Annotated in this window: 17 protein-coding genes; 8 read left to right on the top strand and 9 right to left on the bottom strand. The window is 68.8% G+C overall.

What is annotated here, in order from left to right; translation table 11 throughout:
* Positions 1-7: 7 nt before the first annotated feature.
* The 4 genes from dbpA to QZ709_RS01785 form a co-directional block, all read right to left on the bottom strand.
* Positions 8-1459, bottom strand: a complete 1452-nt coding sequence (gene dbpA / locus QZ709_RS01770; RefSeq protein ID WP_294635645.1) for an ATP-dependent RNA helicase DbpA — start codon at positions 1457-1459, stop codon at positions 8-10.
* A gap of 46 nt (positions 1460-1505) precedes the next feature.
* The gene (locus QZ709_RS01775) at positions 1506-2384 is read right to left on the bottom strand and encodes a transglutaminase family protein (RefSeq protein ID WP_294635646.1); all 879 of its coding nucleotides are present in this window, start codon (positions 2382-2384) and stop codon (positions 1506-1508) included.
* A gap of 89 nt (positions 2385-2473) precedes the next feature.
* The gene (locus QZ709_RS01780; protein WP_294635647.1) at positions 2474-2755 is read right to left on the bottom strand and encodes a DUF427 domain-containing protein; all 282 of its coding nucleotides are present in this window, start codon (positions 2753-2755) and stop codon (positions 2474-2476) included.
* Between the two features lie 39 nt (positions 2756-2794).
* Positions 2795-3076, bottom strand: coding sequence for a cupin domain-containing protein (locus QZ709_RS01785; protein WP_294635648.1), 282 nt, complete (start codon positions 3074-3076; stop codon positions 2795-2797).
* 94 nt (positions 3077-3170) lie between these two features.
* Between QZ709_RS01785 and QZ709_RS01790 the strand changes: the two genes are divergently transcribed.
* Positions 3171-3926, top strand: a complete 756-nt coding sequence (locus tag QZ709_RS01790; protein ID WP_294635705.1) for a TerC family protein — start codon at positions 3171-3173, stop codon at positions 3924-3926.
* A 30-nt stretch (positions 3927-3956) separates the two neighbouring features.
* Here QZ709_RS01790 and QZ709_RS01795 read toward each other — a convergent pair whose 3' ends face one another.
* The gene (locus QZ709_RS01795) at positions 3957-4145 is read right to left on the bottom strand and encodes a hypothetical protein (protein ID WP_294635649.1); all 189 of its coding nucleotides are present in this window, start codon (positions 4143-4145) and stop codon (positions 3957-3959) included.
* A 110-nt stretch (positions 4146-4255) separates the two neighbouring features.
* Positions 4256-5566, bottom strand: a complete 1311-nt coding sequence (locus tag QZ709_RS01800) for a TIGR03862 family flavoprotein (protein WP_294635650.1) — start codon at positions 5564-5566, stop codon at positions 4256-4258.
* A gap of 166 nt (positions 5567-5732) precedes the next feature.
* Here QZ709_RS01800 and QZ709_RS01805 point away from each other — a divergent pair, with 166 nt between their 5' ends.
* The 5 genes from QZ709_RS01805 to QZ709_RS01825 all read left to right on the top strand — a co-directional run bounded on the left by QZ709_RS01805 (position 5733) and on the right by QZ709_RS01825 (position 13874).
* A complete protein-coding gene (locus tag QZ709_RS01805) occupies positions 5733-7283 on the top strand; it encodes a methyl-accepting chemotaxis protein (protein ID WP_294635651.1) in 1551 nt (516 codons plus the stop codon).
* Positions 7284-7318: 35 nt separating this feature from the next.
* Positions 7319-8746 carry a hypothetical protein gene (locus tag QZ709_RS01810; protein ID WP_294635652.1) on the top strand — a complete coding sequence of 476 codons (1428 nt, stop codon included), beginning with the start codon at positions 7319-7321 and terminating at the stop codon, positions 8744-8746.
* 8 nt (positions 8747-8754) lie between these two features.
* Positions 8755-9567, top strand: coding sequence for a hypothetical protein (locus QZ709_RS01815; protein ID WP_294635653.1), 813 nt, complete (start codon positions 8755-8757; stop codon positions 9565-9567).
* Positions 9568-9572: 5 nt separating this feature from the next.
* On the top strand, positions 9573-12398 hold the full coding sequence (locus QZ709_RS01820; protein ID WP_294635654.1) for an ATP-binding protein: 2826 nt from the start codon (positions 9573-9575) through the stop codon (positions 12396-12398).
* A gap of 210 nt (positions 12399-12608) precedes the next feature.
* Complete coding sequence (locus QZ709_RS01825) at positions 12609-13874, top strand: pectin acetylesterase-family hydrolase (protein WP_294635655.1); 1266 nt, start codon at positions 12609-12611, stop codon at positions 13872-13874.
* Between the two features lie 22 nt (positions 13875-13896).
* Here the strand turns inward: QZ709_RS01825 and QZ709_RS01830 are convergent, their stop codons facing one another.
* Positions 13897-14565 carry a LysE family transporter gene (locus tag QZ709_RS01830; RefSeq protein ID WP_294635656.1) on the bottom strand — a complete coding sequence of 223 codons (669 nt, stop codon included), beginning with the start codon at positions 14563-14565 and terminating at the stop codon, positions 13897-13899.
* 264 nt (positions 14566-14829) lie between these two features.
* Here QZ709_RS01830 and QZ709_RS01835 point away from each other — a divergent pair, with 264 nt between their 5' ends.
* Positions 14830-16707 (top strand): B12-binding domain-containing radical SAM protein, encoded by a 1878-nt coding sequence (locus QZ709_RS01835; protein WP_294635706.1) that lies wholly within the window; start codon positions 14830-14832, stop codon positions 16705-16707.
* Positions 16708-16788: 81 nt separating this feature from the next.
* Here QZ709_RS01835 and QZ709_RS01840 read toward each other — a convergent pair whose 3' ends face one another.
* Positions 16789-17277: a PEP-CTERM sorting domain-containing protein gene (locus QZ709_RS01840; protein ID WP_294635657.1), complete on the bottom strand. Its 489-nt coding sequence runs from the start codon at positions 17275-17277 to the stop codon at positions 16789-16791.
* Between the two features lie 258 nt (positions 17278-17535).
* The gene (locus QZ709_RS01845) at positions 17536-19401 is read right to left on the bottom strand and encodes a phosphoenolpyruvate carboxykinase (GTP) (protein ID WP_294635658.1); all 1866 of its coding nucleotides are present in this window, start codon (positions 19399-19401) and stop codon (positions 17536-17538) included.
* Positions 19402-19884: 483 nt separating this feature from the next.
* Here QZ709_RS01845 and QZ709_RS01850 point away from each other — a divergent pair, with 483 nt between their 5' ends.
* Positions 19885-20586, top strand: coding sequence for a hypothetical protein (locus tag QZ709_RS01850; RefSeq protein ID WP_294635659.1), 702 nt, complete (start codon positions 19885-19887; stop codon positions 20584-20586).
* The last annotated feature ends 3 nt before the right edge of the window (positions 20587-20589 follow it).

Raw genomic sequence — 20589 nt, forward strand, 5'->3', positions numbered from 1 at the left:
CCGTGGATTACAGCGCCCGCACCTTCACCGACTTGCCCTTGACCTTGCCGCCCTGCAGGCCCTTCAAGGCCTTGTCGGCAATGGCCCGGTCCACGGCCACATAGGTCGAGAACTCGTTGACGTTGATCTTGCCGATCTGGGCACCATCGAAGCAGAGGTCCTTGGTCAGCGCGCCCAGCACGTCGCCCGGGCGGATCTTTTCCTTGCGCCCGCCGAGGATCTGCAGGGTCACGCGCGGCGGGCGCAGCGGCTCGCGCTCCGTCGAGGGTGTCAGTTCGCTCAAGGGGTGCCATTCGCTGGCACGGCCTTGCATCTCGTCGATGCGGCCCACGCGGCCCATCTCGTCCATGCTGGCCAGGCTGAAGGCCCAGCCCGATTCACCGGCGCGGCCGGTGCGGCCCACGCGGTGGGTGTGCACCTCGGGGTCGGGCGTGATGTCGACGTTGATGACCGCTTCCAGCTGGGCGATGTCGAGCCCGCGCGCGGCCACGTCGGTCGCCACCAGCACGCTGCAGCTGCCGTTGGCGAAGCGCACCAGCACCTGATCGCGCTCACGCTGGTCGAGGTCGCCATGCAGCTCAAGGGCCACGATGCCCTGCGCCTGCAGCACGTCCACCAGGTCGCGGCACTGCTGCTTGGTGTTGCAGAACGCGATGGTGCTGGCCGGGCGGAAATGATCGAGCAGCAGGCCCACAGCGTGCAGGCGCTCCGAATCCTTGACCTCGTAGAAGCGCTGGCGGATGCGCGACGTGTCGTGTCGCTCGGCCAGCTTCACCTCCTGCGGATCACGCATGAAGCGGCGCGCCAGCTTGTCCACGCCCTCGGGGTAGGTGGCCGAGAACAGCAGCGTCTGGCGCTGCTTCGGGGCGTGCGCCACCACCTGCGCGATGTCCTCGGCAAAGCCCATGTCCAGCATGCGATCGGCCTCGTCCAGCACCAGCGTCTTCAAGGCATCGAGGTTCAGCGTTTCGCGTGCCAAGTGATCCAGCACGCGGCCGGGCGTGCCCACCACGATGTGGGCGCCGTGCTCGAGGCTGGCCAGCTGCGGTCGGATGGGGCTGCCACCGCACAGCGTCACGACCTTGATGTTGTCTTCGGCGCGCGCCAGGCGGCGAATCTCGGTGGTGACCTGGTCGGCCAGCTCCCGCGTGGGGCACAGCACCAGCGCCTGCACGGCAAAGTGCCGCGGGTTGAGCGAAGTCAGCAGCGGCAGGCCGAAGGCCACCGTCTTGCCACTGCCGGTCTTGGCCTGCGCGATCAGGTCCTTGCCGGCCAGCGCCAGCGGCAGGCTGGCCGCCTGGATGGGCGTCATGGCCAGATAGCCCAGCGTCTGCAGGTTGGCCTGCATGGCCTCCGACAGGGACAGTTGCTGGAAGGAGGGGCCGCTGACGGCGGCGGGCGTGGCCGGATGGGCCGACGCCGGGGCCGCCGGGTTGGCCGGCGAAGAAGAGGAGTTCATGCGCGATTATCCGGGATCGGGCGCCGCGCAGGGGGCCCGCGGCGATTCACCCCCAATGCGCCGGCGCGTCGGTCGAGATCGCCTCGGTGCGGTGCCGCGGCATCTCGCACACTCCCTCGCCGTCGAGCAGGGCCCGCACATGGATCACCGGCGGCTGCGATTGCACTGAACCGAAGATCGTGGCGAACGACACGTCGGCCGCGTCGCGCCCGGTGCCGAATCGCACGAAGCCCATCGGAATGGCCGTGCCCGAAGGGTCGAAGATGTACCAGCGCCCGCCGAGAAACACCTCGACATAGGCGTGGAAGTCGGTCGGCCCCAGCGCCGGGTCGGCCCCAAAGTCGATGCCAGTGGCAAAGCGCGCCGGGATGTTGAGGGCCCGGCACAGCGCGATCATCAGGTGCGCAAAATCACGGCACACCCCGCGGCCTTCGTTGAGCGTGTCCATGGCCGAGGTGGCGCTGGTGGTGGTGTTGCCCTCGAAGCGCACGTGCTGGCGCACCCAGTTCTGGATGGCCACCACACGGGCATGGCCCTGCGGCAGGTGCCCGAACTCCCGCATCACCAGGGCGCCCATCAGGTCGGACTGGCAGTAACGGCTGGGGTAGATGTAGCCCAGGGTCTCGGGCGGCAGGCTCGCCACCGGCGTCTCGGCAATCAGCTCGGGCGCGCACAGGTGGTGATGCAGGTCGACCACCGCGCTGTAGCTCACCTTCAGCGGGCCGGCGGCGGCACCCAGCCGCAGGTAGCGGTTGTGGCTGACCGGGTCGGTGAAGATCTGCGGCAGCAGCGGCTGGCTGATGTCGAGCCGCTCACTGCGAATCACCTGGCAGCGGGTGTGCGCGCCATGGATGTTGAAGATGAAGTCCGCCCCCGGCGGGGTCACCTCGTATTGCAGGTCGACGGACAGTTCGATGCGGACCACGGGAATCTCCAGGGCCACACGGGATCGCGACCAACTTTGTCAGGCCATTGTGGGGCCTCATGGCTCCCCGCGGGGGCATCCCCCGCCTGTCAGCCCGAGATCTCGACGCCCGGCATGAAGGCCACGCGCCCCTTGATCTCCTGGGCGGCCTCGGTGGGCTCGGGGTAGAACCACACGGCGTCGGGCTTCATTTCGCCATTGACGAACAGGCTCAGCCACAACGCCTGACCCTTCCAGACGCAGCTGCTGCGGTGGTTGCTGAAGGTCACGTAGGCCTCGTTCAGGGCCTCGCGTGGGAAGTAGTGGTTGCCTTCGAGGGTGACGATGTCGTCGCTTTCGGCGATGACGACGCCGTTCCAGATCGCTTTCATGGGGGCCCTTGAGATGAGTGGAAGCGCAAGGGCCCCATGCTACGCCGGATGGCGCCGCGCGACCCAGTAGGTGGCGCCGGTCGGGCCATAGCGCTCTGCATGCGGAACGCCGGCCTCGAGCGCGAAAGTGTCGCCGGGTTTCAGATGCCGCGTGCAGCCGTTCACGATCAGCGACATTTCGCCTGCGACCACCAGGGCCTCCAGCCCGAACTCGTGCGTGTGGGTGGCCAGCGTCGTGTCGGGCGCCCAGGTGCGTGCAATGACCTCGTCAAAGCCACGGGACCGCATCTCCGCCTTGTAGGCGTCAAACTCAGGCTGCATGATCGAAGATTGTTGCCGGCGCTCCCATCTTCGCACGCCCGCGCTATCCTAGAAGACTTTGACCTGGCCGCGCCTGCTGCCGCTGCTCCACACCATGGAATTCCTGCTCGACCCCAACACCTGGATTGCCTTTGCCATGCTCACGACCCTGGAAATCGTCCTGGGCGTGGACAACATCATCTTCATCTCGATCCTGGTGGGGCGACTGCCTGCCGACGTGCGCGACAAGGCTCGCCGCCTGGGCCTGGGTTTCGCGATGCTTTCGCGCCTGGCGCTGCTGTTTTCGCTCAGCTGGGTCATGGGCCTGAAGGCCGACCTGTTTCACGTGTTCGGTCAGGGCATCAGCGGACGCGACCTGGTGCTGCTGAGCGGTGGCCTGTTCCTGCTGTGGAAGGCCTCGCACGAAATCTTCGTGGAGGTCGAAGCCCGTGACATGGATGGCCCTCCCGCGGCCGACCCTGCCGCCTTGAAGGCTGCCGGCCAGCGCCTGTTCTGGGCCACGATCGGTCAGATCGCCGTGATCGACATCGTGTTCTCGCTGGACTCGGTCATCACCGCCGTCGGCATGGTGGACCACCTCGGCGTGATGGTGGCCGCCGTCATTGCGGCCGTGGGGGTGATGCTGTTTGCCGCGAAGCCCATCGGCGAGTTCGTGGATCGCCATCCGTCGGTCAAGGTGCTGGCCCTGGCCTTCCTTGTGATGGTCGGCATGGCCCTGACGGCCGAGGCCTTCGACGCCCACGTGCCCAAGGGCTACATCTACGCCGCGATGTCGTTCTCGCTGGTGGTCGAGGCACTCAACATCCGCGCCCGGGCCAAGCGCATTGCCGCGCAGCCTGAAGAGGCCTGAGTCACACGCCCGCCCCGGGGCGGGACCGCGTCAGTTCGGCAACCCGCCTTCGACGTCCACGTCCATCAACAGACTGGCCATTTCGAGGGCGCGCCACAGGTGGGGCGGCATGCCCATGATGCGCTCTGGCGTGCGGGCACCCCGCACCCAGCACCGGATCTCGGCGTGCTGCTCGGGCGTGAGCAGCTTGAGTGACAGCATTTCGTCCAGCAGCATCATGACGGCCTCCTGTCGGTGATGGGCCACACCGTGGCCTCGCCTTCAATATGGCACGTCGGCTCGTCGCATGGGCGAGAATCTACCCCTCACCTGGGGGCCAGTCAGACCGATCAGCCCGCGCTGTGGCGGCCAGCCGACGCCCACCACGCCAGCACACCCTGCCCTGCCACCCGACCGCTTGCCATGCTGGCGGTGAGGAGATAGCCGCCCGTCGGTGCTTCCCAGTCCAGCATCTCTCCCGCACAGAACACGCCGGGCACATCGCGCAGCATCAGGTGCTCGTCCAGCGACTCCAGCCTTACCCCACCAGCGGTGCTGATCGCCTCGTCGATGGGGCGCGGCGCTGTCAGGGTCAGGGGCAGGCATTTCAGAGCCTGGGCCAGGCGCTCGGGCTGGGCCAAGGCCTCCGGGCTCAGGCATTCGTGCAACAACGCCAGCTTCAGGCCCGCGATGCCGAGACGGCTCTTGAGGTGGGTGGCCAGGCTGCGGGGGCCGCGCGGCCGGCAGACCTCGGTGCGCACCTGTTCGGCCGTGTGATCGGGCAGCAGATCGAGCGTGAAGGTGGCGTGTCCCGCAGCCTCGATCTGGTCACGCAGGCGCGCCGAGAACGCATACACCAGGCTGCCTTCGATGCCGGTGTCCGTGAGCACGAACTCGCCCTGCTGGCGGTGAACCTGCCCCTGCGCATCGGTGACGCTGGCCACGACCGGCTTGACCGGCTGCCCGGCAAAGCGCTGGCGCAGGTAATCGCTCCAACCCGCGCGACCAGGTGCGGTGGGGGCCACGTCGAACCCGCAATTGGCCGGCCGCAAGGAGGCCAGGGCCACGCCGCGCGCAGCGAGCAGCGGCACCCAGGCGCCGTCCGACCCGAGGCGGGCCCAGCTGGCTCCGCCCAGCGCCAGCACGGTGGCATCGGCCCGCACCGCCTGCTCGCCGTCCGGCCCGTGCAGGCGCAAGTCGCCTTCGGTCGTCCACCCCAGCCAGCGGTGTCGCCCATGCACCGCGACGCCGGCCGCGCGCAGCCGGTGCAGCCACGCCCGCAGCAGGGGGGCCGCCTTCATGTCGGTTGGAAACACCCGCCCGGAGGACCCCACAAAGGTCTCGACGCCCAGGCCCTGGGCCCAGTCGCGCACGGCCTGCGCGCCAAAGGCTGTCAGCCAGGGTCGCACGGCGTCGGCTCGATCGGCATAGCGGTGAACAAAGGGTTCGAACGGCTCGGAGTGGGTGAGATTGAGCCCCCCGCGACCGGCCAGCAGGAACTTGCGCCCGACGGAGGGCATGGCGTCATAGACCGACACGCGGGCGCCGCCGGCCGCCAGCACCTCGGCAGCCATGAGTCCGGCAGGGCCGCCGCCGATCACCGCCACGCGGGGTCCGGTCGGGCCTGGCTGGGCGGCGGGGTGAGAGGCGGACTCGGGCATCGGGCGGCTTTCAGGTGTCGGCAAGGCGGGTGGCGATGGTAGTGGGATTTTCCGTCTCCCGTGACCGCTTCACGCTTTGAACGATCAAGCGCATTGCGCACCGTGCCGACAACACGGCATTGAATCGGCCCGCCAGACGGAGCGGGCCCTGCACCGAGGATCCCTCATGAGTCTGGATCACCTGTCCATCGGACAACGCATGACCGTGGGCTTCGGCCTGCTGCTGGCCTGCCTGCTGGGCACCATCGCGCTGTCCTTGTGGCAGCAGATGCGGCTGGCCGAGCTGACGACCATCCAGTACGAACGTCCTTTCATGGTGGCCACCGCCGTGGCCCATGCGGACGCGAACATCGCCCGGATGAACCGAGCCCTGCGGGACGTGGTGCTGGCCGAAACCCCACAGGCCGTGGACGAGCGCGCCACCGAAATGGCCGCACTGGACGAGGCGGTCCGCAAGGACCTGATGCTGGCCCGCGCTCGTATTCCGGCCATGCAAAAGGATGCGGACACGCTGCTTGCCCGGCTCGATGGCTGGCGCCCCCTGCGCGACGAGGTCGTCCGACTGAAACGCGACGGGGAATACCAGGATGCCGTGGCCCTGGTGCAGGGGCGTGTCGCGGCGGCCGCCGCCGACATGGCGACTGCGCGCAAGGCCCTGTCGGCCCATGCCGAAGCGGAGGCCCTGCACTTTCTGGAAGAGGCCCGGCACACCCAGCGCACCAGCCTGCTGTGGACCATCACGCTGGGCCTGGCCACCTGCGGGCTCGCGCTGTTGGCAGCCTGGCGGATCACCCGGTCGATCACGCATCCGCTGCGCGAGGCCGTGGCCGTGGCGCGTGCCGTCGCAGGGGGCGACCTGCAGGCCCCGATCCCGCCGGCCAGCCGAAGTGAAACCGGCCAGTTGATGCAGGCGCTCGCCGACATGCGAGACGGTCTGGTCGGCGTGGTGTCCCAGGTTCGCGACAGCGCCCAGAGCGTCGCGCTGGCCAGCGCCGAGATCGCCCGCGGGAACATGGACCTGAGCCAGCGGACCGAGCAGCAGGCTGCGGCGCTGCAGGAAACGGCCGCGTCGATGGAGCAACTGGGCTCGACCGCTCACCACACAGCCGACCACGCCCGCGAGGCCGACCAGATGGCCAAAGGCGCGTCCAGTGTGGCCGGCGTCGGGGGTGCGGTCGTGGCCCAGGTGGTCGACACCATGCAGGGCATCCACGACAGCTCGCGCCAGATCGCCGACATCATTTCGGTGATCGACGGCATTGCGTTCCAGACGAACATCCTGGCGCTGAACGCCGCCGTCGAAGCTGCGCGCGCCGGTGAGCAGGGCCGCGGCTTTGCGGTCGTCGCCGGCGAGGTGCGCACCCTGGCGCAGCGCTCGGCCGATGCCGCGCGGGAAATCAAGGCGCTGATCGGCAACAGCGTCGACCGGGTCGAGCAGGGCGCGGGGCTGGTCAACGAAGCCGGCCGGACCATGCAGGACATCGTGCAGGCCATCGAGCGCGTGAGCCGCATCGTGGGCGACATCAGCGCCGCCAGCAGCGAGCAGAGCTCGGGCGTCGGGCAGGCCAGCCAGGCGCTCTCGCTGATGGACCAGGGCACACAGCAGAACGCCGCCCTGGTGGAGGAGAGTGCCGCCGCTGCGGCAAGCCTCCGTCAGCAGGCCGAGCAACTGGTGTCCGTGGTGGCCGCATTCCGTCTGCCCCACCACGCCGGCTGAGGGCGGGGCGGTGCCATCCGGCACAATCCACCCCCATGATGGAGGCTTCCCCGCCCGATGCTGCCGAAGCCGGCAGCTTTGAAGGCTATTTCCGCGATCCGGGCCTGGCCGCCGAACAGCCCCTGGCCTGGGCCCTGGGCCGTCGGCTCGACGCCCTTGACGCCCTGCGCGGCCTGTTCAACGGCCCGCAGGCCTTGGTGCAGCTGCGCCTGTGGTGTTTTCTGGAGTTGGCCGGCCAGCCCCAGGCGCGCCTGAGCCGCGACGACCTCAACCGCCTGTTCCACACCCTGCGCCCGGAGGCGCTCGACCTGGCCCTCAAGCGCCTGCGCGAGCTGAACCTGCTGGTGTGGGATGCCACCGCGCAGGACCACCACCTTTCGCCCCTGGCGCAGCAGGTGCTCGCGCTGCTGGTGCCGCTGGGCACGCCGCCCGCCACCGACGGCAGCGAGGCCGACGAGGAAATGGGCGCCTTGCTGGCCCAGGTGGCCGGCGCACAGCAGCTCGGCCTCGTCAACGCCAGCCAGCTCAAGCACCTGCATGCGCAGCTGGCCCGCCTGCACGACGAGTTTGCCGAAGCCATTGCCAGCGGCTCGGAAGCCCGCCTGCGCCTGGCCCAGCCGCGCTTCGACCGCGCGCTGCAGCTCGTCGACCGTGCCGGCCAGGCCCTGACGGCGCTGATCCGTGCCGATCACCTCGACCCGCGCCTGGAACGTGAGGCCCGCGCCATCGGCCAGGAGCAGGCCCGCCTGCTGGCCATGGCCAGCCAGTTCACCCGCGCCCTGCAGCAGGCCGACCGCCAGCGCGTGACGCTGGGCAGCACCGGCCTGACGACCTCGGACGTGCGCGCCTGGCTGCAGGGCCACCCCGCGCTGTACGAACTGCTGGGCGATGCGCTGCACACGCCCGTGCGCCCGGTCATGGTCAGCCAGCACGACCTGGTTGACGTCGCCGAAGGCGAATTCGAACGCGACCGCCCGAACGCGGGCGAGGCCGCCGGTCTGCCGCCCCCGGCCGAGGCCGCCACTGGCACGCTCGATGTGCTGAGCCTGCCCGCCGAACTCGGGGGTCTGATCGACCTGTTCGGGCGCTGGTCCGAACTGGCCACCGAGGCCGCGGCCGCCCAGGCGGCGTCCGGCGAGGCGGAGGACCCCAATGCGCCACCGCCCGGCACCCGCCCCCTGGCCGAGGCCGTGCTGGGCGGTCGCTTTGCGCAGGCCGCCTACCGCCTGCAGCTGCTGCCGCTGCTGGGCGATGCGCAGGCGCAGACCCTGAAAGGCCTGACCGGCGACCTGGCGCGCAGCCCGTGGCGCTGGGCGCCCACGCCGCGGCATGTGGCCACCGACGACGAGGCCGTGGCGCTGATCAGCGAAGGCCACCTGCGGCCCGATGCGGCCCTGCTGGCCACCGCGCCCTCCCCTGCCGCCTCGGACGCCATGCCGTCCGAGGCCCCCACCGCATCCTGATCCACCCGATGAGCACTCTGGACGACGCGGCCCTGCTGGCCGCCGAACTGCTGGCCCGCCGATGGCTGCCGCGCCAACACCCCAAGGTCAAGCGCGCGCTGATCGATGCCGACCTCTGGCAGGCCACGCAGGAGCGCCTGGCCCAGGTGGGCCTGCGCCTGATCGACAACCTGTATGCCGACCACGTCAGCGTGGCGCTGCTGCGCCCGGCCGAAGCCAGCGTGTTCGGCGAAGCGGGCCTCAACAGCCACAACAACATCGACCTGCCGCGCGACGCGGTGTCGCTGCTGGTGGTGCTTTGGGCGCTGATCGTGCTGCCCAAGCGCGAACGCCAGCAGGCCCGCGCCGCGAGCGCCGACGGCGAGCAGCAGAACGACATGTTCGGCAAGGAGCGCCCGCTGCCCACCGCCGCCAGCGTCAGCCCGCTCGTGTCCTACCGCGCGCTGCTGGCCGACTTCGGCGTGCAGCTGGGCAAGAAGACCCGCATGGACGCCAACCTCAAGCGCCTGGAGAACCACGGCTTCATCACGCGCAAGGGCGAAGACATCGCCGAAGGCCCGCTGCTGGATCTGCTGCTGGATTACGACGCGCTGGCGCCGCGCATCCTGCAGGGCGCGCTGGGCGATGTGCTGGCCCAGGCCAAGCAGCTGGCCGGCGCGCTACCGTTGGCGCTCACGCAGCCCCCGCTGGAGGAGATCCCCGACGAGGACGAGCTGGCCGAGGACGCGCTGCTGGCCGCCGACGCCCCGGCGGCCATCGATGCAGCCCCGACAACAGGCTCACCCGATGAGCCTGCCGCCACCCCTGACACCCCGGCCTGATCGCGATGTTTCACCTGCAAAGCCTTGAACTGCTGCACTGGGACTACTGCCAGCGCCTGACCCTGCCGCTCGACGGCGCCATCATCACCGTGGCCGGGCCCAACGGCTCGGGCAAGACCACGCTGCTCGATGCCATGCGCACGCTGCTGGGCCTGGATTGCTCGGGCGGCCGCAACTACAAGACCTACGCCCGCCACGCCAACGCCGACAGTGCCTGGCTGCGCGCCACGGTCGACAACCGCCCGCGCAACCGCCAGTCGAGCAACCGGCCGTTTGCGCGCTGCCTGCTCTACAGCGACGTCGTCACGCTGGTGTGCCGCATCGATCGCAATGGCGGCGACTGGACGCGCCGCTACCTGATGGTCGAAGACGACGTCAGCATCGAGCAGCTGATCGAGCGCGGCAGCCCCGGCGACCGCGACTGGCTGGGCATCGACAACTGGCGCAAGCGCCTCGAAGGCGCGGGCCTGTCGCGCGCCATCGCCAAGGTGCTGGCGCTTGAGCAGGGCCAGACCGACCGCCTGTGCGAATACAGCCCGCGTGAACTGCTGCGCCTGGTCTTCGACGTGTTCGGCGACCAGGAGGTGCTGGACCGCTACGACGAAGCCCGCAACCACCAGAAGCAGCTGCTGCAGGAAGTGGAAGCGGCCGAGCGCGAGCTCTCGCACGGCAAGGCCCAGCGCGCCGAGCTCGAATCGCGCGTGAACCTGTTCCGCCAGTACGAGCTGAAGTGCCACGAGCGTGAAACGCTGGCCACCGAGGTGGTGCCCGTGCTCAGCAGCCACGAAACGCGCAGGAGCCTGGCCACCAAGCTGCGCGACCTGCACCGCCAGCGCCTGCAGTCCAGCGCCGACCGCCGCGCCCACGGGCAAGTCAAGGCCGAACTGCTGCAGCGCCTGCAGGACCAGACCGACGCCGCCGCACGCGTCGAGGCCATCGAAGCCCAGGTGCGCACCGCCCGCCGCCTGCAGGAAGAAGCCCGCGATGCCGAGCGCCCCATCGAGGCCCTGGTCAAGCGCGCCGACGAGCTGGCCGGCCTGGCCGTGGTCGAGGGCGATGCCGACAAGCTCACGCTGCGCATCACCGAACTGAGCGAGCACAAGCAGAAGCTCTCGGCGCAATGGCAGCGCCTGAAGGACCAGCGCGACGACGCCCAGCGCGCGTACGACGCCCTCAAGGGCCAGCGACAGGCCCCGCCGCCACCCGACGTCAGCCGCTTCACGCGCACGCTGACCGAGGCCGGCATCGCGCACCACCTGATCGCCGACATCATCGAGATCACCGACGAGAAGTGGCGCGCCGCGGCCGAAGGCGTGCTGCGAGGCAGCCGCTGGGTGGTGGTGCTGGCCAACCCGCGCCAGGAGGCTCAGGCCATGAGCCTGGCCGAGAAAGAGCGCTACCGCCACTACATCGTGGCCGATGCCGAAGACGCGCCCGCCAAGCCGGATGCCGAGAGCCTGCTGGCCGTGCTGAAGTTCAGCGCACCGGCCCCGCGCTGGTTGCTGCACCAGCTGGAGAACATCCAGCGTGTGGCCAGCACCGAAGCCGGCGTCAAGCTCAAGGGCGAGTGGATCACGCCAGAGGCCTATCACCGCGATGGCCGTGGCGGCCGCTCGGTCTGGGTCGACCCGGGCCAGCACCAGTTCGGCGCCTCGGCCGTGGCCGCGCGCCGCGCGTCGATCGAAGCCCGCCTGGCCCAGCTCGATGAAGACATGACCCGCGTGGTGCGCGACCAGGCCTTCTTCGACCGGCAGTTGCAGGATGCCCGCAAGGCCACGCAAGGCTTCACCGCCGCGGCCGAGCTGGCCGAGCGCGAGGCCGAGTTCAGCGAAGCACGCCGCCAGCTGCCCATGCTCAAGCAGGCGCGCCAGGAAGCCGGCGAGCGCTGGCAGCAGGCCGAGGCCCAGCTCAAGCGCGCCGTGGTCGAGCAGACCAACGCGCAGCATGCCTACCGCCAGGCCCAGGAGCGACTCGCCCACATCGAGCAGCGCAGCGCCCAGCACGAGCGCGAATGGCAGGTTCGCTTCGACGACGTCATGGCCCAGGCCGTGATGGCGCGCGAGGTCAAGCTCTCGCTGCCCGCCGCGTGGCGCCGCCCGGCCCGCATCGCCGACATGCAGGCCCACTACGGCAACGCCACCCAGGCCCGCCTGCGCGCCGAGGCCGTTGAGCGCGAACTGAACGAAGGCCAGTGGGAGACCGATGGCACCGTGATCGAGCAGCTCACGCTGATGAACGCCAACGTGCTGCGCCAGGAAGACGAGCTGGGCCAGCGCAAGGCCAGCAACGTGGCCGCCGGCATCGCGGTCGACAACGCCCGCGCGCGCTACACCGACGTGCTCAAGGCCACGGTGCGCCGCTACCGCAAGAACATCATCGAACTGGGCCAGCTGGCCGGCGTGGAAGTCAACGCCGAACTGCCCCACCTGGATGGCGACGACAGCGTGCTGCGCCAGGCCGAGCTGCGCGTGCACTTCAACTTCGACGGCAAGGGCGCCATCGGCCTGAACGACGGCGAGGCCTCGGGCGGGCAGCAGGTCATCAAGTCGCTCATCCTGCTGGTCGGCCTGATGAAGGACGACGAGACGCCGGGCGGCTTCGTCTTCATCGACGAACCCTTTGCCCACCTCGACGTGCGCAACATCCAGCTGGTCGGCCACTTCCTGCGCAGCACACGCGCCCAGTACGTGCTGACCACGCCGATCACGCACAACGTCGAGGTGTTCGAGCCCGCCGACATCACGCTGGTGACGGCCAAGAAGCCCAAGGGCGCACGCTGGGCGCCGCCGATCGGCGTGCTGCAGCGGCGCATCCCGGCCGACGTGTACTGACGCGGCCACCAGCCGGCTGACGCCTCTCCGTGACGAAGCCCGCGCCCTGCGGGCTTCGCGCTTTTAGGCCAGACGCGCCAGGCACGGCCCGCGGTGTCGGCCAATGCGCCCCTGCGTCGCCACGCGCAGCGCGGTCGCCCGCGTTTCCCCTGAAGGCAGTCCCGCAGGCGCCTCGGACACTCGCTCCAAACGACACCTCAGGAGCGAACCATGATCCGCCTCATCTCTGCCCGCATGGCCGCCCGGGTGCTGGCCCTGGGCCTGCTCGGCGCCTCGGCCGCGCACGCCGGCTTCTTCCAATGGGAGGCCGTCGAACTGCCCGCCAGTTCGGGCGCCAGCTGCGGCAACGGCACGCCCTACCGCTTCTTCGTCAACCGCACGCCCTTCACCAGCAAGACCGTGGTGATGTTCGAAGGCGGTGGCGCCTGCTGGGACCAGGCTGCGTGCAAGGGCGGCACGCTGCTCGATGCCGTCAACCCCGACGGCATCCCCGCGAATTACATGAGCGACTTCAACCGCCAGGCGCACTGGGGGCTCGTCACCCCGTTCACGGCACGCATCCACCCGCTGCAAGCCGTGCAGACGCAAAGCTGGAACATCGTCTACCTCACCTACTGCACGGGCGACGTGCACACCGGCAACAAGGTGGCCGTGTACGACAACGTCAACCCGAGCCAACCGCTGGCCTACTACCACCGCGGCGCCGTCAACGCCAAGGCTGTGGCCGCATGGATGGCCAAGAACATGAAGCAGCCCGAGCACCTCTTCCTCACCGGCTTTTCAGCAGGGGGCGTCGGCTCAGCGGCGCTGTACCCGGCCTTCCGCACTGCGCTGAACCCCAGGAAGATGGCGCTGCTGTCCGACTCCGGCCCGCTGTTCGATGTCCCGAAGAACGCCACGCCGGCCCAGGCGCCGTCCGTGCTGCTGCACAACAAGATCCGCACCGTGTGGGGACTGGACGGCCCGCAAGGCCTGGTCACCGAGCTCATTGACAAGTACCCGCAGGCGGGCTCGGCCGACAACCTGGGCAGCATCACCGCAGGCCTGGGCAAGATCTTCCCGAAGGACCGGATCGGCTACGCCAACTTCCAGGAGGACACGAACTTCTCGGCCTTCTCGTACCAGAAGTTCTACCCGGAAATTGCGAATGCGCCGGACGAGGCCACGCGGCTCAAGCTGCTGAACCAGAAGTGGCGCCAGGAGTTGACGCCCTGGGTAGCGCAGATGGAGACGCAGCCCAACATCGGCTACTACATCCCCAACAAGCGCGAACTCAATGGCTCGCACTGCCTGACCATCGTGACCTTCGGGGGCACCAGCATCGTCGAGCGCGGCCTGAGCTCGGTGAAGTCCTTCGTCGACAACCTGCTCGATGGCACCGGGCCGGTGATGCGTGCGTGGGAATCGAATCCCACTTCGCAGCGCGTGCTGCTGTCCGACTGGTTCGCCGACTGGCTCGCCCCGCTGATTCCCTGAAACGCGACGCAGCGGGCAAGCTTCAGTTGGCTGCCCGCTTCACGAACACGAGCGAGGCGCCCAGCGCCATCAGCACGCCGCCGAACAGGCGATCGCGCACGCGGCGTGCCGAGGGGCGCTTCATCAGGCGCTGCAGGCCGGCCGCCACATGGGCATAGCCCAGCCGCATCACGATGAGGTCGATCACGACGCTGGTGGCTGAGCAGATGAGCAACTGCAGCCACAGCGGCCGGGCCGGGTCCAGGAACTGCGGCAGCACCGCGACCATGAAGACGATGCCCTTGGGGTTGGTGACATTGGTGAGCACCCCCTGCGCGAAGCACACGCGCGCCGGCGTGGCCGCCGTCACCGCCATGCGCCAGGTGGCACCGGTGGCCGGCGTGTCGGCCACCACCTCGGGCTCGCGGGTGGCCGCGCGCCACTGGCCGATGCCCAGCCACACCAGGTAAGCAGCGCCGGCCCACTTCAAGGCGGTGAAAGCCTGCTCCGAAGCCAGCAGCACCGCGCCCAGCCCGACGCCCGACACCAGCAGCACGGCCACCAGCCCCACCTGCAGGCCCAGCACCCCGGGCATCACACCGCGCACGCCGCGCGCCATGCTGTGCGTCATCGTCAGCAAGGCGCCCGAGCCGGGCGACACCGAAATCAAGGTCATGGCCGCGACATAGGCCATCCACACGTGCAAGTCCATGCCCGCACTCTAACCCGCCAGCGCCGGAAACGCAGGACAATGCGGGCCTGCCCGTGCGGCCCGCGCGCCTCCGCGCGACCGACACGGCGCAGCCCCCGCCGCCTCCGTCTGCCTCGCCTCGTGTCCACCGCCCTGCCCTCTCGCTCCGCCGCGCCCCAGATCCCCATCCTGCCTGCAGCCCCGGCAGGCAACGCGGCGCCCGGCCCGGACACTGGCACACTGAAGGCCGGGCAGCACCTCCGCGTGCTGGCGCTCATCCCGCCGATGACGCAGCTCAACACGCCCTACCCGTCGACCGCCTACCTGACCGGCTTTCTGCGCTCGCGCGGTGTGGCCGCGTTCCAGGAAGACTTGGCGCTTGCGCTGGTGCTGAAACTGCTGTCGCCCGACGGGCTGACCCGGCTGCGGCCGCTTGCCGAGGCCGTGCCCGAGCGCCGCCGCAGCGCCACCCTGCAGCTGTTCCTGGCCGAGTTCGACCGCTATCACGCCACCATCGGCCGCGTGATCGCTTTCCTGCAAGGCCGCGACCCCACGCTGGCGCACCGCATCAACACCCGCGGCTACCTGCCCGAAGGGCCGCGTTTCCAGAGCCTCGACAACTACGTCGACGACGAGGGCGGAGACCCGCTGTCGTGGGCCTTCGGCGCCCTGGGCCTGCAGGACCGTGCCCGGCATCTGGCCACGCTGTACCTCAACGACCTGGCCGACGTGCTGAAGCAGGCCGTCGACCCGCGCTTCGAGTTCGTGCGCTACGCCGAATCGATTGCCGCCAGCCAGCACAGCTTCGACCCGCTGGCCGAGGCCCTGGCCACCCCGCCCAACCTGATCGACACGACGCTGGCCGCGTTGACGCTGGACGCCGTGCAGCGCCACCAGCCCGACCTGGTGCTGCTGTCCGTGCCCTTCCCGGGCAGCGTGTATGCCGCATTGCGCATCGCGCAGACCATCAAGGCGCACCATCCCACAGTGCGCATCGGCCTGGGCGGCGGCTTCGTCAACACCGAGCTGCGCGAGCTGGCCGAGCCACGCCTGTTCGATTTCGTCGACTTCGTGACGCTGGACGCCGGCGAGCGCCCGCTGCTGGCCCTGCTGGAGCACCTGGCCGGCGCCCGACCCACCGAACAGCTGGTGCGCACCTTCGTGCGCGACGAGACGGGGGCCGTGCGGTTGATGCGCCACCCGGAGCCGGACGTGCCGTTCGAGCACGTTGGCACACCCACCTGGGACGGCCTGCCGTTGCACGACTACCTGTCGCTGCTCGACATGCTGAACCCGATGAACCGGCTGTGGTCGGACGGGCGCTGGAACAAGCTCACGGTGGCGCATGGCTGCTACTGGAAGAAGTGCAGCTTCTGCGACGTGAGCCTGGATTACATCTCGCGCTACGAAGCGGCTTCGGCCGCCGAACTGGCCGACCGCATCGAGGCGATCGTGAAGGAGACCGGCCAGACCGGCTTTCACTTTGTGGACGAAGCCGCGCCCCCCAAGGTGCTGCGCGCACTGGCTCATGAACTGATCCAGCGCCAGCTCGGCATCTCGTGGTGGGGCAATGTGCGCTTCGAAAAATCGTTCACGCCCGAGCTGTGCCAGCTGCTGGCCGACAGCGGCTGCATCGCCATTTCCGGCGGGCTGGAAGTGGCCAGCGACCGCCTGCTGCAGCTGATGAAGAAGGGCGTCTCGGTGGAACAAGTCGCGCGCGTGACCCGGGCCTTCAGCGACGCCGGCATCCTCGTGCATGCCTACCTGATGTACGGCTTTCCGACGCAGACCGTGCAGGACACGGTCGATGCACTGGAGTACGTGCGCCAGCTGTTCGAGAACGGCTGCATCCAGTCCGGCTTCTTCCACCGCTTTGCGTGCACCGTGCACTCACCGGTGGGGCAGGACCCGGCCGCCTATGGCGTGACGCTGCAGCCGCTGCCGGCCGGTGGCTTCGCGAAGAACGACGTGGCCTTCATCGACCCCACGGGCGTCGACCACGACGCGCTGGGCAAGGCGCTGAAAAAGGCCATCTACAACTTCATGCATGGCATCGGGCTGGACGCCGATGTGCGCAGCTGGTTCGATGTGCGCGTGCCGAAACCCACGGTGGGGCGACACCGGATTGCCAAGGCGCTGACCCAACGCAGCGGGGGCCGCTGACAAGAAAAAAGCGGACCCGAAGGTCCGCTTTGGAGAGAGGGCGCTGCGGGACGATGCCCGCGTAGGCGCACAGCGCGTCGATCAGGCCGACTTGCGGCGGCGGGCCATCAGGCCGACCACGCCCAGACCCGCCAGCGTCATGGCGACGGAGCTGGCTTCCGGGACGGGGGGGATGTCCGGACCGACGTAGAACGTCAGGAACTGGGCCTGGGCCACCGAAGGCACAGACACCGACAGGGTGTACGCGCCAGAGCCCAGAGAGTACACATAAGCGCCAGAAGCCGCTGGCGTGGCCGCGATGACCGTGCTGGAAGCGTCGGTGAGGGTGTGGGTTGCTGCGAACGACAGGAACGTCACCGTCGAGGCATCCTCGGCAGCAATCGTGAACGTGTAGTCGTAATCACCCACCCCGATGAAGCTGGCCGGGGACGAGGAGGCGCCCGAGCCGGTCAGGTAAAAGGTCCCGAGGCCCAGTGTGCCCAGATTGACCGTCACAGCGGCCGACGCCGTGCCAGCCATCACGAAGGCTGCCGTGGCGGCCGCGTGCTTGATAAAAGATTTCACACTCATCTTGAACTCCAGCAAAAGGTTGTTGCATTGAGACGAGCACCACCCTTGATTTAATTCGTTACTGCCTGTCAGGGCGCTCGCTGAGTGTGAATCTACGCCGCCCACTTCCCGGCACAACCCCCTAAGGGCTGAGACCCCCCTGTTCTGGTGGGTCAACCGGGGAACCTGGGCGTCTGAACCCCAGCGTGCAGGCATGAAAAAAGGGGGCTGACGCCCCCTTGGTTTGTTCAGTCATCCGACTCAGTCGGATACCGCGTCTCACGCGGCCAGACGCTGCTCGAGCTTGGCCTTGGTGGCCGGCATGGCGGCGGGCAGGTTGTACGACAGCTGGGTGAACAGCTCGTCGTGCAGCTTCAACTCCTGCTGCCAGGCGGCCTTGTCGATGCCGATCACCGACTGGAACTGCTCCTTGGTGAAGTTCAGGCCGTTCCAGTTGATGTCTTCGTAGGTGGGGCTCACGCCGAAGGCGTTTTCCACGCCGCCGGCCTTGCCTTGCAGGCGACCCAGCATCCACTCCAGCACGCGCATGTTCTCGCTGTAGCCCGGCCAGACGAACTTGCCGTCGGCGCCCTTGCGGAACCAGTTCACGCAGAAGATCTTGGGCAGCGCGTGGCCGGCCCCCTGCAGCTTGGCGCCCAGGTCCAGCCAGTGCTGGAAGTAGTCGCTCATGTTGTAGCCCATGAAGGGCAGCATGGCGAACGGGTCGCGGCGCACCACGCCTTGCTGGCCGAAGGCCGCGGCGGTGGTTTCCGAACCCATGGTGGCGGCCATGTAGACGCCTTCGGTCCAGTCACGGGCCTCGGTCACCAGCGGCACGGTGGTCGAGCGGCGGCCGCCAAAGATGAAGGCGTCGATCGGCACACCGGCGGGGTTGTCCCATTCCGGGTCCAGCACCGGGTTGTTGGTGGCAGCCACGGTGAAGCGGGCGTTCGGGTGCGCAGCCTTGGTGCCCTTTTCCTTGGCGATGGCCGGGGTCCAGTCGTTGCCCTGCCAGTCGATCAGGTGAGCCGGGGCCTCGTCGGTCATCGACTCCCACCACACGTCGCCGTCGTCGGTCAGGGCCACGTTCGTGAAGATCACGTCGCGGTCCAGCGACTTCATACAGTTGAAGTTGGTCAGCGTGTTGGTGCCCGGGGCCACGCCGAAGTAGCCGGCTTCCGGGTTGATGGCGTAGAGCTTGCCGTCGGCACCCGGCTTGATCCAGGCGATGTCGTCACCGATGGTGGTGACCTTCCAGCCGTTGTAGCCCTCGGGCGGAATCAGCATCGAGAAGTTGGTCTTGCCGCAGGCAGACGGGAAGGCGGCGGCGACGTGGAACTTCTGGCCTTCAGGGTTGGTCACGCCCAGCAGCAGCATGTGCTCGGCCAGCCAGCCCTGGTCGCGGCCCATGGTCGAGGCGATGCGCAGCGCGAAGCACTTCTTGCCCAGCAGCGCGTTGCCGCCGTAGCCCGAGCCGTACGACCAGATCTCGCGCGTGGCAGGGTAGTGGACGATGTACTTGGTGTCGGGGTTGCACGGCCAGGCCACATCCTTCTGGCCTTCTTCCAGCGGTGCGCCCACGGTGTGCACGCACGGCACGAATTCGCCGTCGGTGCCCAGCACGTCGATCACGCCCTTGCCCATGCGGGTCATGAGCTTCATGTTGACGGCCACGTAGGCGCTGTCGGACAGCTCGACGCCGATGTGGGCGATGTTCGAACCCAGCGGGCCCATCGAGAAGGGCACGACATACATCGTGCGGCCCTTCATGGCGCCCTTGAACAGGGCGTTTTCGCCGGTCTGCAGCTTGGCGCGCATCTCGGCCGGGTCGCACCAGTTGTTGGTCGGGCCGGCGTCTTCCTTGCGGTCGGAGCAGATGAAGGTGCGGTCTTCCACGCGGGCCACGTCGGACGGGTGGGTCCAGGCCAGGTAGGAGTTGGGGCGCAGCTCGGGGTTCAGCTTCTTGAACGAACCGGCTTCGACCAGCTTGGCGCACAGGCGGTCGTATTCTTCGGTGCTGCCATCGCACCAGTAGATGTCCTTGGGCTGCAGCAGCGCAGCCATGTCGGCCACCCAGGCGACCAGTTTGGCGTTTTTGACGTACGCAGGTGCATTCACCTGCACGGCTTGTGCGGATGTGGACATGAAGAAGCTCCGAAGTAAAAGACAGGGTCTCGACAACGCAAGCGGGCTCAGGCCAGGCCTGGCGGAATTGCGCTCTCGACACCCTGCTGGATCTGTGGCGTCCAGCAAGCAGCCGGCGGGTGGCCGGCACCCGGGGCGCGGCACGTAGGCACTCCGGGGGGGTTCATGTCCTTCATCCGGGCAGGGTCGCCGCCAGGAGTCCAGCAAATCCGTCTCGCCGGTAGGGCTCGACAGGGCGCTCAGTGTAGTCCACTTGGCTCCATCTTGCTCCCCCCCTGGCGCGTGGGGTCATCCCCTACAGAACGAGAACGACGTCACAGCGACGACAGTCTTTTGTATGCTGACAAGCTCCATGAACATGACGCCCCGATGTTTCCCCTCGATCGCCGAGCCGTTTTAAGGCGCCTTCCCACCCTCTTCTCTCCCTGCCTGGTGCCGGCGTTGGGGCAGGCCCGTCCAGCCGACAAGGCGCAGGACCAAGCGATGCAAATCGGGGTCGATCCGGCTCTGGCAGCAAGCGGCGTGCCTTCGCGCTGGTCTCAGGCACTGGCGCGCGACCTGGGCTGGACACCGAAGTGGCACGCCGAGCCCGCCGCGCGTCTGCTGGAACGGCTGGGTCAGGGCCAGCTGGATGCCGGGGTGTTTCTGTCCCATCCGATGGCAGACGTTCTCGTGCAGCAAGGGTTGGTTCACAACCGGACGCCGCTGGCCCGCACTGCGGTGTACCTGGTCGGCCCCCAGGCTGATCTGGCAGGCCTTCGACAGCAGGACGACCTGGCCGGGGCTCTCGCACAAGTTGTGCTGGCCCATCAGGCCGGCGCCGCGCGGTGGGCACCACCCGCTGCAGGCTCTTCGCTCGAGGCGCTCTCCAGCCGGTTGCTGCAGGGGCACGTCGTGTCGCAGTTGAGGGCCTCGGCCCCTCCCTCACGCCCGCGCAGCGACGACATCGACCGTCACCCGGCCTACCGGCTGACGACCCGGGCGGAATGGGAGGCCGGAGGCGGCGCGCAGGCCGGCACACGGGTGTGGGTGGCCGGCGACGAAGAAGCGGCGTTGCTCGCTGAATTCGCGCTGCCGATGCGCCGCCGCCATCCTGCCGCCCGCTTGCTGTCCCAATGGCTGCAGGGTCGGATGGCAGAAGGCGCCTGGCGCCAAGGGCGCCCCGGCTGGGTGCCGGTGCGGTGATGC

The organism is uncultured Aquabacterium sp., assembly GCF_913773725.1.
GTDB lineage: Bacteria > Pseudomonadota > Gammaproteobacteria > Burkholderiales > Burkholderiaceae_C > Aquabacterium.

What these genes read in the sequence shown, in the direction of transcription:
- dbpA (WP_294635645.1), bottom strand. Translation starts at nt 1,459, where the DNA reads ATGAACTCCTCTTCTTCGCCGGCCAACCCGGCGGCCCCGGCGTCGGCC.
- QZ709_RS01780 (WP_294635647.1), bottom strand. Translation starts at nt 2,755, where the DNA reads ATGAAAGCGATCTGGAACGGCGTCGTCATCGCCGAAAGCGACGACATC.
- QZ709_RS01785 (WP_294635648.1), bottom strand. Translation starts at nt 3,076, where the DNA reads ATGCAGCCTGAGTTTGACGCCTACAAGGCGGAGATGCGGTCCCGTGGC.
- QZ709_RS01790 (WP_294635705.1), top strand. Translation starts at nt 3,171, where the DNA reads ATGGAATTCCTGCTCGACCCCAACACCTGGATTGCCTTTGCCATGCTC.
- QZ709_RS01795 (WP_294635649.1), bottom strand. Translation starts at nt 4,145, where the DNA reads ATGATGCTGCTGGACGAAATGCTGTCACTCAAGCTGCTCACGCCCGAG.
- QZ709_RS01800 (WP_294635650.1), bottom strand. Translation starts at nt 5,566, where the DNA reads ATGCCCGAGTCCGCCTCTCACCCCGCCGCCCAGCCAGGCCCGACCGGA.
- QZ709_RS01805 (WP_294635651.1), top strand. Translation starts at nt 5,733, where the DNA reads ATGAGTCTGGATCACCTGTCCATCGGACAACGCATGACCGTGGGCTTC.
- QZ709_RS01810 (WP_294635652.1), top strand. Translation starts at nt 7,319, where the DNA reads ATGATGGAGGCTTCCCCGCCCGATGCTGCCGAAGCCGGCAGCTTTGAA.
- QZ709_RS01815 (WP_294635653.1), top strand. Translation starts at nt 8,755, where the DNA reads ATGAGCACTCTGGACGACGCGGCCCTGCTGGCCGCCGAACTGCTGGCC.
- QZ709_RS01820 (WP_294635654.1), top strand. Translation starts at nt 9,573, where the DNA reads ATGTTTCACCTGCAAAGCCTTGAACTGCTGCACTGGGACTACTGCCAG.
- QZ709_RS01825 (WP_294635655.1), top strand. Translation starts at nt 12,609, where the DNA reads ATGATCCGCCTCATCTCTGCCCGCATGGCCGCCCGGGTGCTGGCCCTG.
- QZ709_RS01830 (WP_294635656.1), bottom strand. Translation starts at nt 14,565, where the DNA reads ATGGACTTGCACGTGTGGATGGCCTATGTCGCGGCCATGACCTTGATT.
- QZ709_RS01835 (WP_294635706.1), top strand. Translation starts at nt 14,830, where the DNA reads ATGACGCAGCTCAACACGCCCTACCCGTCGACCGCCTACCTGACCGGC.
- QZ709_RS01840 (WP_294635657.1), bottom strand. Translation starts at nt 17,277, where the DNA reads ATGAGTGTGAAATCTTTTATCAAGCACGCGGCCGCCACGGCAGCCTTC.
- QZ709_RS01845 (WP_294635658.1), bottom strand. Translation starts at nt 19,401, where the DNA reads ATGTCCACATCCGCACAAGCCGTGCAGGTGAATGCACCTGCGTACGTC.
- QZ709_RS01850 (WP_294635659.1), top strand. Translation starts at nt 19,885, where the DNA reads ATGCAAATCGGGGTCGATCCGGCTCTGGCAGCAAGCGGCGTGCCTTCG.